A 14,193-nucleotide genomic window follows, 5' to 3' on the forward strand; every position below is an offset into this window, starting at 1 on the left:
CCTCAAATCGTCACGGCAGTTATATGGTACGCGCGGCGCGCGGCCCAAAACGCCAGTGACCGGCGGGCGTTCCCCTTTGCCGGGGCTATTTCACGGCCAGCCGGGCGATCACCTGCCGCGCCACGTTCTCACCCGACAGGCGCGCGCCGCCGCAGGTCTGGATCAGCGGTCCGGCCAGATGCTCGCCGGCGAAGAAGATCTTTTCCGCCACCGGCTGCATCAGCGTCGCGCGGGCGTGCGAGCGTCCGGGGCGGGCCGCCGCATAGGCGCCGCGCACGAAGCGCTCTTCACCCCAATTGGTCATCATGGCGCGCGCCACATGCTTTCTGGTGTCGCTGCCGAAAATGCCGCACAGCCGGTCGACGACGAAGTCGATGCCGGCAGCCTCGCCCGCCGCCGACATTTCCCAGGCGAAGTCGCCGCCGACGAAACCGACCATCAGATCGAGGTCGAAGGGAAAGCACAGGAAATAGATGTCGTGCCGCGCCATGCGTTCGATCAACAGGTCGTCGAAGGGCTCCAGGCCGAGCCTAGTGCCGCGGATCTCCACCGGCAGCTTGGTCAGCATGCCCATCGGCAGGTCGAAGAAGGCGCCAAAATGCGCGTCGGGAAGTGCAGGCGAGAATTCGATCTCCTCGAAGGCGAGCACGGCCGGCGAGGCGGTAACGATCACCGCCTTGGCGCGCACGGTACCGCGATCGGTGACGCAGGCGACGCCCGGCACATCCCACAGAATCTTGCGCACCGGCGTCGACAGTTCAACCGGCAGGTCAGCGCCGAAGCGGGCGACCAGCGCGCCGAAGCCTTCCTTGCTGAAATAGTTCGGGTCGAGATCCGCGGCGGCCTGGAAGTCGCGGATCGAGATCTCGTCCTCGTCGGCGCCGAAATCCATCGGTCCGGCGAAAGTGGCGGCGGCGCGCGGCGCCTGGCCCTTGGCGAGCAGCGTCGAAAGCCGGTCGTCGTCGCCCTCTTCGACCTGATGCGTGGCCAGCAGCTCGAACAGCCGCGCATCGGCGGCCTTCATCTCGGCCTCCTCCTGCTCGCTCGCCTTGCGCTGACGGTAGTAGAGATGGTCGACATTCATGTCGTGGTGATGCAGCGTCCAGCCGGCGGCTTGCGCCTCGGGAAAATAGGGATTGCGGTCGGCCGCATGCAGCCAGGCGCAGCCAATGTCGAACGGGATGCCGAAATGCTGGTCGCTGGTCCAGGCGCGCCCGCCGATGCGGCCCATGGCTTCCAGCAGCTTGAAGGAAAGGCCTGCGGCACGAATGGTCCTGGCAGCAGCTAAGCCCGCTGAACCGGCGCCGATGATGACGACATCAACGTCTTCCATGGTTTCCCCGCCACAATAAGCACTTGATCGTAGGCAAATTCCGCTGCATTGGCCAGCACAGCGCCGGGCGTACGGTGACAATGGCGCGTTTCACTGGCAAGTTCACAACCGGGACGTGATTCAGGCAATCAGGAGAGAAGCATGGCATTGTTTGCCAAGGGAAAGATTTTTGCGGCCACGGTGGTGGCGGTGCTTGCGCTGGCGACGGGCGCGCAGGCGGCGGCCAGCTGCGGCAAGACCGGCGCGGGTTTCGAGGCGTGGAAGCCGGAGTTCGCCGCAGAGGCCAGGTCTGAAGGCGTCGGCCCCAAGGGCCTGGCCGCTCTGGCCGGTGCCAACTACGCGACCAAGACGATCTCCGTCGACCGCGCCATCCACAAGGCGTTCAGCGGCTCGGTGGATGCTTTCATGAAGCGTCGTGGCGGGGCTGCGATCATTTCCAAGGGCCGTGCGCTGAAGAAGTCGAACGCGGCCATGTTCGAGAGGATCGAGAGCAATTACGGCGTCTCGCCGGGCGTGCTGCTCGCCATCTGGGGCATGGAGACCGGCTTCGGTGCCTCCCTGGGCAACCAGAACACGGTCTCGGCCATTCTCACGCTTGCCTATGATTGCCGCCGCCCGGGGTTCTTCTACCCGCATGCCATTGCGGCGCTGAAACTGGTCGATCGCGGTGCGCTGAGCGCCTCGTCGGTGGGTGCCGCGCATGGCGAGATCGGCCATACGCAGTTCCTGCCCGGCAATGTCCTGAAGTATGGCGTCGGCAACGCAAATCTGCGCGACAAGGCGACCGCGCTGGCGTCCACCGCCAACTTCCTCAAGGCTCATGGCTGGCGGGCGGGTGCCAGTGCAAGCGCAAATATGGGCGCAATTGCCGGCTGGAATTCCGCCAGCGTCTACCAGCAGGCCATCGCCCAGATCGCCGACGCGATCGACGGCGATTGAGCGACAATCCCATTCAACGGAAAGCCCGGCCATGTGCCGGGCTTTTTTGTCGGTGCGTGTGGCACGCCAAGAGCGGCGAGCCCCCTGGGTTCTCAGTTGTCCACGTAACCACCGGCCACGGGGCATCTCTTCGAAGCGGGAACCTCGAAGGAGCCGCCGTAAAGGTTCGAGCAGGTACGGAACTTGGAGTTCCTGGGCGTTGGAGGAGCCGCCTTTGGCCTACCCTCGATCACCGTCGGGACTCCGGCAGCTTGCGAGTAGCTGCCGCCCAAGGGGCATTTCTCGGAAGCGGCAACCTCGAAGGAGCCCGTAATAACATTTGAGCAGGTACGGAATCTGGAGTTCCGCGGCGCCGGGGCTCGCGCCGCAGCCTTTGACTTGCCCTTGATGACCAGCCAGATTTCGGTCGATTGGTCGAGCTGCAGCCGGTTCAAGTCGGAGTAGCTGATCCGCCCGCTGCGTATCCCTTCGCCAAGGCGCTGGCAGAACAAGGCCGGCATGCGCTCCTGCGAGACGCCCATGAAAGAGGCGATTTCGTGCTTGAACGAGATGCTCCATAAATGGACGGCGGAGATGCACCCATCTGAATTCTGCTCGCGTTTCGCGGCCGCCTGCGAGGACTGGCCTCCGGTAAAAACGATGACCGCCGCAAGCAGAAGAAAAATGGCTTTTTTCACTATCAGAATCCCCCGGTCCCGCGAAGGAATTTAGATGAAGCCTTTAAAAGGTCAACAGCATCAATCTTGGCTGGTTTGACTTTCGTATATTAGAGATGCCAAATAAAAACCCGGCGTCTCCGCCGGGTTTTCCTGGAATAGTAGTTGGGCTCAACCCTTGCGGTTGCGTGCCGCAAGTGTCCTCAGTCGCAACGCGTTGAGGCGGATGAAACCGGCGGCGTCCTTCTGGTCGTAGGCGCCGCGGTCGTCCTCGAAGGTGACCAATGCGTCCGAATAGAGCGTCTTCTTCGACTTGCGGCCGGTGACCATGACATTGCCCTTGTAGAGTTTCAGGCGCACCGTGCCTTCGACATCTTCCTGGCTCTTGTCGATCATCGCCTGCAGCATCAGCCGTTCGGGCGAGAACCAGAAGCCGTTGTAGATCAGCTCGGCATAGCGCGGCATGAACTCGTCCTTGAGGTGGCCTGCACCCCTGTCGAGTGTGATCGATTCGATGGCGCGGTGGGCGACGATCAGGATGGTGCCGCCGGGCGTCTCGTAGACGCCGCGCGACTTCATGCCGACGAAGCGGTTCTCGACCAGGTCGAGCCGGCCGATGCCGTTGTCGCGGCCAAGATCGTTGAGGGCCGTCAGCATCGCAGCCGGCGACAGCTTCTTGCCGTTGAGCGCGATCGGATCGCCCTTCAAAAATTCGATCTCGATCTCGGTGACCTTGTCCGGCGCGTCCATCGGCGAGACGGTGCGCTGGTGGACGAATTCCGGCGGTTCGCTCCACGGGTCTTCCAGCACCTTGCCCTCGGAAGAGGAGTGCAAGAGGTTGGCATCGACCGAGAAGGGTGCCTCGCCGCGCTTGTCCTTCGCCACCGGGATCTGGTGCTGCTCGGCGAAGTTGATCAGGTCGGTGCGCGACTTGAACGACCAGTCGCGCCACGGCGCAATGACCTTGATGTCGGGGTTCAGCGCATAGGCCGAAAGCTCGAAGCGGACCTGGTCGTTGCCCTTGCCGGTGGCGCCGTGGGCAATCGCGTCGGCGCCGGTTTCTTTGGCAATCTCGACTAAGTGCTTGGAGATCAGCGGCCGGGCGATCGAGGTGCCGAGCAGATAGGTGCCTTCGTATACGGCGTTGGCGCGAAACATCGGGAAGACGAAGTCGGACACGAACTCCTCGCGGACATCGACGACACGGATATCCTTGATGCCCATCATCTCGGCCTTCTTGCGTGCCGGCTCCAATTCGCCGCCCTGGCCGAGATCGGCGGTGAAGGTGACGACTTCGGCGCCGAGTTCGGTCTGCAGCCATTTCAGGATGATGGAGGTGTCGAGGCCGCCGGAATAGGCGAGCACGACCTTCTTGACGTCTTTGGTCTTCGACATTGTTGGCGGTTCCGCGACAAGGGTTCTTCGCGGGCGAGGTATCACGGGCTTTCTGGCCAACGCAAGGGACGAACGCCGATCAAGGCTGGACCAGATGCTGCGGCTGACAGAAGCTGGCCTGGGCGCGGGGCCTGCGCTATAGGCTGTGCTTCCTTCTTGTTTAAGCATCGGATTCTCCCAAAACCGGCTTCCACTTTTGAGTCCGATGCTCTGCCTTGGGGCCACCAATGTCCATCATTCCCGACACCACGACGCTGATCCCGTTCGCCATCGCCACCATGATCCTGGCGATCACGCCGGGGCCTGACATGACGCTGTTCGTCTCGCGCACGCTGAGCCAGGGCCGCGCCGCCGGCTTTGCCTCGTTGGCCGGGGCGCTCACCGGCACACTGATCCACACCACTTTGGTGGCGGTCGGCATCTCGGCTCTGATCGTGGCTTCGCCGATGGCCTTCCTCGTGCTGAAAATCTTCGGTGCCGCCTATCTCGTCTTCCTCGCCTGGCAGGCGCTCGCCAAAGGCTCGGCGTTCTCGCCGCAGAAGAAGAGCGGCCCTGAGATTTCGCTGTTCCGCAGCTGGGTCGCCGGGCTCGGCGTCAATCTGCTCAACCCAAAGATCATCCTGTTTTTCATGACGTTTCTGCCGCAATTCGTCTCGGCACATGACCCGAACGCGCCGGGACAACTGTTTTTCCTCGGCGTCATGTTCATCGTGCTGTCGATCCCGGTGACGACGCCGATGGTGTTTGCCGCGGAAAAGTTTTCGGCGGCGATGAAGGCCAGCCCGCGCGTGACGCGGGTGGTCGACTATCTCTTTGCCGGGGTGTTTTCGGCCTTCGCGCTCAAGATTCTGACCGCTCAGGCGAAGTAGCCGCCTGCCACCAGCTTCCGGCCCAGCGGCCGGCGGAAAGCCAGTAGAAGATGCCGCCGACCATGCCGCAGCCGATCACGGCGGCGATGGCGCGCGGATCGGTGACATCGAAATTGATATCGGCATTCTGGTGGACGAAGCCGAGGAACACCGCAGCCACGATGCCGCCCGCAAGCGCATAGAACAGCCAGTCGCGGCGGCTGAGTATCTCCGAGATCAAGATGACGATGGCCGCCGGCATGAAGGCGAAATAAGCGATGAACAGCGCCACGAAGGGGATCGAGAAATACAGCGATGCGGTTGCCGTCGGATGGGCATGTTCCGGCGCGTAACCGAGCGAGGCCAGGAACAGGACGTTGAGAAAGGCGCTCGCCGCCAGCGAGGCGACGATATAGCCGAACAGGATGACGGCGAAGCGGACGAGATAGGCGATGACGCGGCTCACGCCTCGCCGTGCCCCGCAATCATCATCGCTTCCAGCGCCAGCCGGTCGACCTTGCGCATGCGTTCGGAGTCCGACTTGAGCTGGCCGCAGGCCGCGAGGATGTCGCGGCCGCGGGGCGTACGGATCGGCGAAGCGTAGCCGGCATTGTTGATGTAATCGGCAAACTTCTCGATCGTTTCCCAGTCGGAGCACTGATAGTTGGTGCCCGGCCACGGGTTGAACGGGATCAAATTGATCTTGGCCGGAATGCCCTTGAGCAGCTTGATCAGCCCCTTGGCATCCTCGATGGAATCGTTGACGTCCTTCAGCATCACATATTCGAAGGTGATGCGCTTGGCGTTGGACAGGCCGGGATAGGCGCGGCACGCCGCGATCAGTTCCTTCAGCGGGTACTTCTTGTTGATCGGCACCAGGAGGTCGCGCAGGTCGTCATTGGTGGCGTGCAGCGAGATCGCCAGCATGACGCCGATTTCTTCGCCGGTGCGCAGGATTTCCGGCACCACACCAGAGGTCGACAGCGTGATGCGGCGCTTGGACAGCGAAAGCCCGTCGCCGTCGGAGGCGATCAGCAGCGCCTTCTTCACCGCCTCGAAATTGTAGAGCGGCTCGCCCATGCCCATCATGACGATGTTGGACACTTTGCGGCCCTCGGCCGGCACGATGGCGCCGTCGGGCGTGTCGCGGTCGGGGAAATCGCCGAGCCGGTCGCGGGCGGTGAGCAATTGCGCCAGGATTTCCTCGGCAGTCAGATTGCGCACCAGCTTCTGCGTGCCGGTGTGGCAGAACGAGCAGGTCAGCGTGCAGCCGACCTGCGAGGAGATGCACAGCGTGCCGCGGCCTTCCTCGGGGATGTAGACGGTCTCGATCTCGACCGGACGGCCGGCGCCGCGCGGCGGAAAGCGGAACAGCCACTTGCGCGTGCCGTCGGACGAAATCTGTTCCTCGACGATTTCAGGCCGGGCGACGGTGAAATGCTTGTCGAGCTCGCCGCGCAAATCCTTGGAGATGTTGAACATGCCGGCGAAATCGGAGACACCGCGCACATACATCCAGTGCCACAGCTGCTGGGCGCGCATTTTCGCCTGGCGCTCGGGCACGATGCCGGCACTGATGAGGGCTTCGCCGAGTTCGGCCCGGGTCAGGCCGACCAGCGACGGCTTCTCGGCCGATGTGGCACGGGCGCGCAACGCATCGCGTGCGCCCTCAGTGGTGAGATCGAAGGAAAGGGTCATATCAGCGCCAATATAAGCGAATTGCGGCCGATTTCATCCATCGTGCCGAAAAGAAGCGCGGCGCATAGCACAGGTTGGAGGCAGAGTCATGCGGGGAGCGCCGCGCCTATTTTCCAGGCTGCGCTTCCGGGAGGCGAACTTCACTATGGCGCCACAGGGAAAGGTCGCCTTGGCCTTCAAGACGGCCTTGAGATGCGAGGGCGTAAATGCGTTCTGCTATGTCGTCGACAGACGCCTCGATTTTCGACGCGCGAAGGCCCTGTTCCGATTTAACGATAATCATGGCGGTCTTCTGCCATCGCGTCAGCGCGAAACTGAGGATCGCAGCATCAATGTCTTCAACCGACAAGCTGCAGCTCCAACGGCTCTATTTGCACTTGGCGATGGACGACAACGCGGCCGAGATGCCCTTCAGCGAAAACACATAGGTTGTCGTGTTGCCGCGGCCGGACTTGGCCGACACCTTCATGTCGGTGCCGGTCTTCATTGCGGCGATCAGCACCGGCTCCTCGGCGGCGTTCTCCACCCAGGCCGACTTGCCGCGGGTGAACATCGAGAACGACTTCTTGTCGATGGTGACGGTGGCCTTGGAGCCTTCCTGGAAGGTGTAGCCGGCGATGAATTGCGGCTCGTAGGACACCTGCTGTCCCGGCCGCTGGCTGACGAAGAAGAACATGTCACCATGGTCGAGCGTCGGCGGCTGCTTGTCGGTCGGCACGGTCAGGACGTAGCAGACCTTGCCGCCCTGCGCCTGATAGCTGTAGGTGCCCCAGGCGTTGTGCTGGCCGATCTTGGTCGCCTGCTGCGCCAGCGCCGGCGCTGCAGAGGCCACCAGGACCAGGCTCGAGACTAGTGCAATCAATCCGCGCATCGTTTTTCCCGTATTCCAAATGGTGCGGGGGCAGGCCGGCTTGGCGTCCTGCCCGTCGCTTCATTTTGATTTAATCTGGGTTACCAAACGGTGAATTTCCCCTGGAAAAGGACATTCACCCATGGAAACCACCGCCATTTCCGTGCCGCTTGTTGAAAAACGGCTTTCGCAATGTCCCTGCGGCGACTTGGAGGCCACGAAAGCGGCAAGAGTTTGACTTTTTCAACGGCCGCAGCGGAACCCGAAGCCAAGCCGCTATCGCCCTGTTTGAACGCCGGATTTCTGAAAAACAAGTTCGCTGATGGGACGGCCGCCGGTTCAGCTCTTGTCGGCGATCGCCTCTTTGGCGGCCTGTCGGTGGGCAGGCGTGATATGGGCGCTGACGGCAGTGATCGCTGCGGTCAGCACAGCGATGTCGTCGGTGAAGCCGAGGCCGAGGACGAAATCGGGGATGACGTCGACCGGCAGTACGAAATAGCCGAGCGCGGCGAGCAATATGCCCTTGGCGCGCAAAGGCGTCTTCTTGTCGAGCGCGCAATAATAGGCAGCGACCACCTCTTCCATGAAGGGTATCTGCCGCGCCGCCTTCTTGGCCGTGCGCCAGAATTTCGCGCGCACTTCGCTTTCATCGCCCAGTCTGTTGCCGAAGCCGAAGAAATCAAAACCGGGTTGTTGCGCCATCAATGTCTCCTCTGCTGGCTTTCGCGCACCGTGTTGCGCGCGGCCGGCACGGGAAAATGTGGTGAAAGCCGAACCCCGCTGCAAGAGGATGACCCCGATTTGCCGGCACTGGCCCGTTGCGACGCTGGGCTGTCAGCCGCCGAAATACCCGTTCATCTTCTTGGCCAGCGCGATGTCGAGCGCAGTGACGCCGCCGGCATCATGGGTGTTCAGCGTCACGTCCACCGTCTTGTAGACATTCGACCAGTCGGGGTGATGGTCCATCTTCTCCGCGGCCAAAGCGACGCGGGTCATGAAGGCGAAGGCTTCGGAAAAATTCTTGAAGACGAAGCTGCGTTTGATGGAAGCGCCGTCCGCGGCCAGCGACCAGCCGCCCAGTTCGGCCAGTGCTGCGGCGATGGCGTCCGTGCTGAGTTTTTCTCTCGTCATGATGATTTCCCGTGCTATCCCGATTTTGATCCCACCATAAGGCAAGTTACCCAAACATGCCTTGCGTTTTGGGGTTCCAAATGCACAAACGGCGCATATCGAATGAACGTAAAGCCGATAAATTCCATTCTGTTCGTCTGCCTTGGCAACATTTGCCGCTCGCCACTCGCCGAGGGCGTGTTTCGCGCCGTGCTGGCGGAACGCGGCCTCGACATTGTGCTGGATTCTGCGGCGACGGGCGGCTGGAACCTCGGCGAAGCCCCCGACCCGCGCTCGGTCGCGGTCGCTGCCCGCCACGGCATCGACATTTCCGGGCAGCGGGCGCGCAAGGTCCGGCCGGAGGATTTTGCCCGCTTCGACCTGATCCTCGGTATGGACCGGCAGAATGTCCGAGACCTGAAGGTGATGGCGCCGGCCGGTGCCGGCGAACGCATCCATCTGCTGGCGGAGTTCGCGCAGGGAAAAGCCCGCGACGTGCCGGATCCCTATTACGACGGGGCGGAAGCCTTCGCTTCGGTCTACCGCATGATCCGCGAAGCGTCGGAGGCGCTGGCAAAGCTGCTTGAGGAGCGCGCATCGGCGCCGGACAGCGGCCAGGCTTCCTCGACGATGTAGGGGCCGCCGCCGACCGAATCGCGCGACGACATCAGCACGAAGCGGCCGACGCGGAACGGCAGCGTCGAGAAATTGCCCCGCGCCGACAGATATTGCGCGACGTCGAGCGGGCTCGAATTGCGCAAGCGCGCCAGCGTCACATGCGGTGTGAATTTGCGCGGGTCTGCCGGCAGGCCGAGCCGCTGGCAGATGCGGTCGATCTCGCCTTGCAGGGCGGAAAGGTCGGGCGAGGCGAAAACGCCGGCCCAGACGGCGTGCGGCTTTTTCTGGCCGAAGGCACCGACCCCGGACAGCGTCAGCGAGAAGGATGGGCGGTGAACCCGGTCGAGCGCGTTGGCGATCTCGTCAGCGACATGGCCTTCGACATCGCCGATGAAGCGCAGCGTCATGTGGTAGTTTTCGACATCGATCCAGCGGGCCCCGGGCAGGCCGCCCCGCAAAAGGGACAGCGAAAGCGCGGCGTCACGCGGCATTTCGAGGGCGGTGAAAAGACGCGGCATGGTGAGCCTCCCTTCCTCGAATCGAACTATGCCCCTACCGAATCATCGATATTAAAGCGGGGCAAGTGGTTTGTTGGTCGCAGGCTTTCCCTAATGTTTACCTTACGGAAGGTCGCGCCAGGAGCGAATGTCCGGCCTCAGGCGCCGCCCTCGACCGCTGCAATTGCCTTTTCCACGGTCGGCAGGATGCGCTCGACCATTGCATCGACGCCTTTCGGGTTGGGGTGCAAGCCGTCCTCCAGCTGCAGGCCGGACTGTCCGGCAACGCCATCGAGAAAGAACCGATAGAGCGGCACATCGTATTTCCCGGCCAGCTTCGGATAGATCGCATCGAAGGCGGTCTGGTAGTCGGCGCCGAGATTGGGGGCGGCGCGCATGCCGGCCAGAAGCACGGCGATCTTGCGCGCTTTCAGCTTCGCCAGCATGTCGTCCAGGTTCTTTTCAGTAATGCTGGGCGAGACGCCGCGCAGCATGTCGTTGGCGCCGAGTTCCAGGATGACAAGCTTGGTGCCGTCCGGCACCGACCAGTCGAGCCGCGACAGGCCACCGCTCGACGTATCGCCGGAAACACCGGCATTGGCGACGCTCACATCAAGGCCCTTGGCGCGAAGGGCTGCCTGCAATTTGTCGGTGAAGCCTTCGCCAGGCCCGAGGCCAAAGCCCGCCATCAGGCTGTCGCCAAAGCCGACGATGGTGAATGTCTCGGCCCGCGCCGACGAAATGGCGCCGCAAAGGGTGAGGAAAAGGATGAGCCCTGCGGCAATCGAACGTTTGAAAGACATGCGGCAGGCCCCATATGACCAAGAATTCTTCCGGCGACGGCTTCCGGCAGGCAGAGCCTTCATCTCCATATAGGACGCTTTAATTGTGACAGAAGCCGTCATCGAGCTGAAAGACATATCCCTGACCCTCGGCCAAGGCGCGTCGTCCGTGCATGTGCTGAAAGGCGTCAGCCTCGACGTCACGCGCGGCGAGGCGACCGGCATTGTCGGTCCCTCAGGCTCCGGCAAGTCGACCTTGCTGATGGTTCTGGCCGGACTGGAGCGGGTCGATTCGGGCACGGTGCGCATCGCCGGCGAATCGCTTAACGGCAAAAGCGAGGACCAGATTGCATCGTTTCGGGGCCGAAACATCGGCATCGTCTTCCAGTCCTTCCATCTCATTCCCAATATGACGGCGCTGGAAAATGTCGCGGTGCCGCTGGAACTGGCCGGCCATGCCGATCCGTTCGGCGTGGCCGCGCGCGAACTGGCAGCCGTAGGCCTCAGCAACCGCGTCACCCACTATCCCGGCGAACTCTCCGGCGGCGAACAGCAGCGCGTGGCGATCGCCCGCGCGCTGGCGCCTGCGCCGCGCATTCTCATCGCCGACGAACCGACCGGCAATCTCGACCAGGCGACGGGGCGGCAGGTCGCCGACCTTTTGTTCGCCAAGGCGGCCGAGCGCGGCATGACGCTGGTGCTGGTCACCCATGATCCGGCCCTTGCGGCGCGCTGCTCGCGCCAGGTGTCGATGCGCTCGGGCCGCATCGAGGATGCGCCTCTGCAGGTCAAGGTGCCGGCCTGATGCCGCTGTCGCAGACGCTGAAACTCGCGTTTCGCTTCTCGCTGCGCGAAATGCGTGGCGGGCTGTCGGGCTTCATGATCTTCCTGGCCTGCATCGCGCTCGGCGTGGCTGCCATCGGCGGCGTCAATTCGGTGGCACAGGCGATCACCGCCGGCGTTGCCGACCAGGGCCAGACTCTGCTCGGCGGCGATCTGCGCTTCCAGCTCAACCAGCGCGATACGACGCCGGCCGAAAGCGCCTTCCTCGGTGGCCTGGGTGCGGTGTCGCACAGCGCCAACATGCGCTCGATGGCGCGGCTTGAGGACGGCTCCGACCAGGCGCTGGTCGAGGCCAAGGCAGTCGACGACGCCTATCCGCTCTATGGCGCGCTGCAGACCGAGCCGCAGCTTGGCCGGCAGGATCTGTTCGGCGAGAAATCCGGAATCTTCGGCGCCGTGGCGCCCGACCTGCTGTTCGATCGGCTCAATGTGAAGATCGGCGACCGGTTGAAACTCGGCAGCGCGACATTCGAATTGCGCGCCAGGCTGGTGAGCGAGCCGGACGCGGTGTCGGATGGATTCGGCTTCGCGCCGCGGCTGATGGTCTCGACCGCAGGGCTTGCCGCATCCGGGCTGATCCAGCCGGGCAGCCTGGTCGAGAATGCCTACAAGGTTCGCCTACCGGCCGGCGCTAGCGAGGCCGATCTCAAAAGCATCCAGAAACGGGCCGCGAGCGATTTCCCCGAAGCCGGCTGGTCGATCCGCACGCGCTCCAACGCCGCACCCGCACTGTCCTCCAACATCGAACGCTTCTCGCAGTTCCTGACGCTGGTCGGGCTGACGGCGCTGGTGGTCGGCGGCGTCGGCGTCGCCAATGCGGTGCGCGCCTATCTCGACGGCAAGCGCGGCGTCATCGCCACCTTCAAGAGCCTCGGCGCTTCGGGCGGCTTCGTCTTCACCGTCTATCTCGTGCAGATCCTGATGATCGCCGGCCTCGGCATCGTGCTCGGCCTCATCCTCGGCGCCGTCATGCCGTTCGCGGCGAGTGCCGCGCTGCAGTCGGTCATTCCGGTTCCGGCCGAAGGCGGTTTCTATCCCGGCGCGCTCGGCATGGCGGCGCTCTTCGGGCTGCTGGTGACGCTGGCTTTCGCGCTGCTGCCGCTCGGCCGCGCCCGCGATGTGCCGGCAACCGCTTTGTTTCGCGAAATGGGATTCGAGGGCCGCGGCTTTCCCCGCCTGCCCTATCTTGCCGCAGCGGTCGGCATCGCGCTGGCTCTGGCGGCGCTGGCCATCCTGTTTTCCGGCGACCAGCGCATCGCCTCGATCTTCGTCGGCGCGACGATCTTTGCTTTTCTGGTGCTGCGCCTGGTCGGGGCGCTGGTGCAATGGGTGGCGCGCAAAAGCCCGCGTGTGCGCTCGGTTGCGCTCAGGCTCGCCATCGGCAACATCCACCGGCCCGGCGCGCTGACGCCTTCCGTCGTGCTGTCGCTGGGGCTCGGGCTGACGCTCTTGGTGACGTTGGCGCTGATTGACGGCAATCTCAGGCAGCAGATCTCCGGCAGCCTGCTGGAGCGGGCGCCGAATTTCTTCTTCGTCGACATCCAGAACGGCGATGTCGACGCCTTCTCGGCGCTGGTCGGCAAAGAGGCGCCCAAGGGCACGCTGGTCAAGGTGCCGATGCTGCGCGGCCGGGTGATGGCGCTGAACGGCGTCGATGTCGACAAGGCCGATGTGCCGGCTGAAGGCGCCTGGGTGCTGCGCGGTGATCGCGGCCTGACCTATGATGCCAAACAGCCGGCCAACGCGACGCTGACCGAAGGTAGCTGGTGGCCGGACAGCTATGCCGGCGAGCCGCTGGTTTCGTTTTCCAACGATGAAGGCAAGGCGCTGGGGCTGAAACTCGGTGACACCGTCACCGTCAATGTGCTGGGCCGCAATGTGACGGCCAGGATCGCCAATTTCCGAGAGGTGCAATGGGAGTCGATGGGCATCAATTTCGTCATGGTGTTCTCGCCCAACACCTTTGCCGGCGCCCCGCATGGCTGGCTGGCGACGCTGACCGAGAAGGATGCGTCGGTGGCGGACGATGCCCGACTGCTCAACGCCGTCACCCGTGCCTTTCCGGCGGTGACGACGGTCCGCGTCAAGGACGCGCTCGATATCGTCAACCGGCTGGTCGGCCAACTCGGCACGGCGATCCGGGCTGCAGCCGGCGTGGCGCTGATCGCTTCGGTGCTGGTGCTGGCCGGCGCGCTCGCGGCCGGAAATCGCGCCCGTATCCACGATGCGGTCGTGCTGAAGACGCTGGGCGCCACGCGGCGGACGCTGATCACGGCGTTTTCGCTCGAATACATGCTGATTGGGCTCGCCACCGCGGTGTTCGCGCTTGCCGCCGGCGGCATCGCGGCCTGGTACATCATCACCCGCATCATGACGCTGCCATCGCATTTCATGCCGGAGGTGGCCGTGGCGACTTTGATCTTCGCGCTGGTGATCACCGTCGGCATCGGCCTGGCCGGCACCTGGCGGGTGCTCGGCCACAAGGCGGCGCCGGTGCTGCGCGACCTCTAGGTTTCAAGCGGCAAAGCCGGCCGAATCCGGCCGTTTCCGATTAAATCTTTGTAATGCAGCTGCCGCGAAAGCCTGGAAAACCGGCTTCCGGCGATTCACCAAGCGTTGCAGCC

16 protein-coding genes are annotated in these 14,193 nt (G+C 63.6%); 5 read left to right on the forward strand and 11 right to left on the reverse strand.

What is annotated here, in order from left to right; translation table 11 throughout:
- Positions 1-85: 85 nt before the first annotated feature.
- A complete protein-coding gene (locus AC04SH_RS04630) occupies positions 86-1,333 on the reverse strand; it encodes a flavin monoamine oxidase family protein (protein ID WP_488574101.1) in 1,248 nt (415 codons plus the stop codon).
- A 141-nt stretch (positions 1,334-1,474) separates the two neighbouring features.
- Here AC04SH_RS04630 and AC04SH_RS04635 point away from each other — a divergent pair, with 141 nt between their 5' ends.
- Positions 1,475-2,272: a lytic murein transglycosylase gene (locus AC04SH_RS04635; protein ID WP_477235515.1), complete on the forward strand. Its 798-nt coding sequence runs from the start codon at positions 1,475-1,477 to the stop codon at positions 2,270-2,272.
- A 92-nt stretch (positions 2,273-2,364) separates the two neighbouring features.
- On the opposite strand, the gene AC04SH_RS04640 is transcribed toward AC04SH_RS04635, so the two are convergent.
- On the reverse strand, positions 2,365-2,949 hold the full coding sequence (locus tag AC04SH_RS04640; protein WP_477235517.1) for a hypothetical protein: 585 nt from the start codon (positions 2,947-2,949) through the stop codon (positions 2,365-2,367).
- A gap of 150 nt (positions 2,950-3,099) precedes the next feature.
- Complete coding sequence (locus tag AC04SH_RS04645) at positions 3,100-4,323, reverse strand: argininosuccinate synthase (RefSeq protein ID WP_142867235.1); 1,224 nt, start codon at positions 4,321-4,323, stop codon at positions 3,100-3,102.
- A 227-nt stretch (positions 4,324-4,550) separates the two neighbouring features.
- Here AC04SH_RS04645 and AC04SH_RS04650 point away from each other — a divergent pair, with 227 nt between their 5' ends.
- The gene (locus tag AC04SH_RS04650) at positions 4,551-5,192 is read left to right on the forward strand and encodes a LysE family translocator (protein ID WP_488574102.1); all 642 of its coding nucleotides are present in this window, start codon (positions 4,551-4,553) and stop codon (positions 5,190-5,192) included.
- On the opposite strand, the gene AC04SH_RS04655 is transcribed toward AC04SH_RS04650, so the two are convergent.
- The 6 genes from AC04SH_RS04655 to AC04SH_RS04680 form a co-directional block, all read right to left on the reverse strand.
- Complete coding sequence (locus AC04SH_RS04655) at positions 5,164-5,637, reverse strand: hypothetical protein (RefSeq protein WP_477235521.1); 474 nt, start codon at positions 5,635-5,637, stop codon at positions 5,164-5,166. The two genes, AC04SH_RS04650 and AC04SH_RS04655, sit on opposite strands and share 29 nt — an antisense overlap.
- The gene (rlmN, locus tag AC04SH_RS04660) at positions 5,634-6,869 is read right to left on the reverse strand and encodes a dual-specificity RNA methyltransferase RlmN (protein ID WP_488574103.1); all 1,236 of its coding nucleotides are present in this window, start codon (positions 6,867-6,869) and stop codon (positions 5,634-5,636) included. Before rlmN ends, AC04SH_RS04655 begins: the two co-directional genes overlap by 4 nt.
- 106 nt (positions 6,870-6,975) lie before the next feature.
- Positions 6,976-7,218: a hypothetical protein gene (locus AC04SH_RS04665; protein ID WP_488574104.1), complete on the reverse strand. Its 243-nt coding sequence runs from the start codon at positions 7,216-7,218 to the stop codon at positions 6,976-6,978.
- An 18-nt stretch (positions 7,219-7,236) separates the two neighbouring features.
- Positions 7,237-7,740: an invasion associated locus B family protein gene (locus AC04SH_RS04670; protein WP_112560070.1), complete on the reverse strand. Its 504-nt coding sequence runs from the start codon at positions 7,738-7,740 to the stop codon at positions 7,237-7,239.
- Positions 7,741-8,058: 318 nt separating this feature from the next.
- Complete coding sequence (locus AC04SH_RS04675; RefSeq protein ID WP_477235528.1) at positions 8,059-8,421, reverse strand: YkvA family protein; 363 nt, start codon at positions 8,419-8,421, stop codon at positions 8,059-8,061.
- 132 nt (positions 8,422-8,553) lie between these two features.
- The gene (locus AC04SH_RS04680) at positions 8,554-8,850 is read right to left on the reverse strand and encodes a 4a-hydroxytetrahydrobiopterin dehydratase (RefSeq protein WP_488574105.1); all 297 of its coding nucleotides are present in this window, start codon (positions 8,848-8,850) and stop codon (positions 8,554-8,556) included.
- 102 nt (positions 8,851-8,952) lie between these two features.
- Between AC04SH_RS04680 and AC04SH_RS04685 the strand changes: the two genes are divergently transcribed.
- Entirely contained in the window at positions 8,953-9,465 is a 513-nt protein-coding gene (locus tag AC04SH_RS04685; RefSeq protein ID WP_488574106.1) for a low molecular weight protein-tyrosine-phosphatase, read from the forward strand.
- On the opposite strand, the gene thpR is transcribed toward AC04SH_RS04685, so the two are convergent.
- Together thpR and AC04SH_RS04695 are read right to left on the reverse strand one after the other, a co-directional pair.
- Positions 9,369-9,965 (reverse strand): RNA 2',3'-cyclic phosphodiesterase, encoded by a 597-nt coding sequence (gene thpR, locus AC04SH_RS04690; RefSeq protein WP_477235534.1) that lies wholly within the window; start codon positions 9,963-9,965, stop codon positions 9,369-9,371. The genes AC04SH_RS04685 and thpR overlap by 97 nt on opposite strands.
- A gap of 137 nt (positions 9,966-10,102) precedes the next feature.
- Positions 10,103-10,747, reverse strand: a complete 645-nt coding sequence (locus tag AC04SH_RS04695; RefSeq protein WP_488574107.1) for an arylesterase — start codon at positions 10,745-10,747, stop codon at positions 10,103-10,105.
- Positions 10,748-10,832: 85 nt separating this feature from the next.
- Here AC04SH_RS04695 and AC04SH_RS04700 point away from each other — a divergent pair, with 85 nt between their 5' ends.
- Together AC04SH_RS04700 and AC04SH_RS04705 are read left to right on the forward strand one after the other, a co-directional pair.
- A complete protein-coding gene (locus AC04SH_RS04700) occupies positions 10,833-11,531 on the forward strand; it encodes an ABC transporter ATP-binding protein (protein WP_488574108.1) in 699 nt (232 codons plus the stop codon).
- Positions 11,531-14,080, forward strand: a complete 2,550-nt coding sequence (locus AC04SH_RS04705; protein WP_488574109.1) for an ABC transporter permease — start codon at positions 11,531-11,533, stop codon at positions 14,078-14,080. Before AC04SH_RS04700 ends, AC04SH_RS04705 begins: the two co-directional genes overlap by 1 nt.
- The last annotated feature ends 113 nt before the right edge of the window (positions 14,081-14,193 follow it).

Source organism: Mesorhizobium sp. CNPSo 4688 (assembly GCF_057784295.1).

Coding starts and splice junctions, on each gene's coding strand:
- AC04SH_RS04630 (WP_488574101.1), bottom strand. CDS start 1,333: ATGGAAGACGTTGATGTCGTCATCATCGGCGCCGGTTCAGCGGGCTTA.
- AC04SH_RS04635 (WP_477235515.1), top strand. CDS start 1,475: ATGGCATTGTTTGCCAAGGGAAAGATTTTTGCGGCCACGGTGGTGGCG.
- AC04SH_RS04645 (WP_142867235.1), bottom strand. CDS start 4,323: ATGTCGAAGACCAAAGACGTCAAGAAGGTCGTGCTCGCCTATTCCGGC.
- AC04SH_RS04650 (WP_488574102.1), top strand. CDS start 4,551: ATGTCCATCATTCCCGACACCACGACGCTGATCCCGTTCGCCATCGCC.
- rlmN (WP_488574103.1), bottom strand. CDS start 6,869: ATGACCCTTTCCTTCGATCTCACCACTGAGGGCGCACGCGATGCGTTG.
- AC04SH_RS04670 (WP_112560070.1), bottom strand. CDS start 7,740: ATGCGCGGATTGATTGCACTAGTCTCGAGCCTGGTCCTGGTGGCCTCT.
- AC04SH_RS04675 (WP_477235528.1), bottom strand. CDS start 8,421: ATGGCGCAACAACCCGGTTTTGATTTCTTCGGCTTCGGCAACAGACTG.
- AC04SH_RS04680 (WP_488574105.1), bottom strand. CDS start 8,850: ATGACGAGAGAAAAACTCAGCACGGACGCCATCGCCGCAGCACTGGCC.
- AC04SH_RS04685 (WP_488574106.1), top strand. CDS start 8,953: ATGAACGTAAAGCCGATAAATTCCATTCTGTTCGTCTGCCTTGGCAAC.
- thpR (WP_477235534.1), bottom strand. CDS start 9,965: ATGCCGCGTCTTTTCACCGCCCTCGAAATGCCGCGTGACGCCGCGCTT.
- AC04SH_RS04695 (WP_488574107.1), bottom strand. CDS start 10,747: ATGTCTTTCAAACGTTCGATTGCCGCAGGGCTCATCCTTTTCCTCACC.
- AC04SH_RS04705 (WP_488574109.1), top strand. CDS start 11,531: ATGCCGCTGTCGCAGACGCTGAAACTCGCGTTTCGCTTCTCGCTGCGC.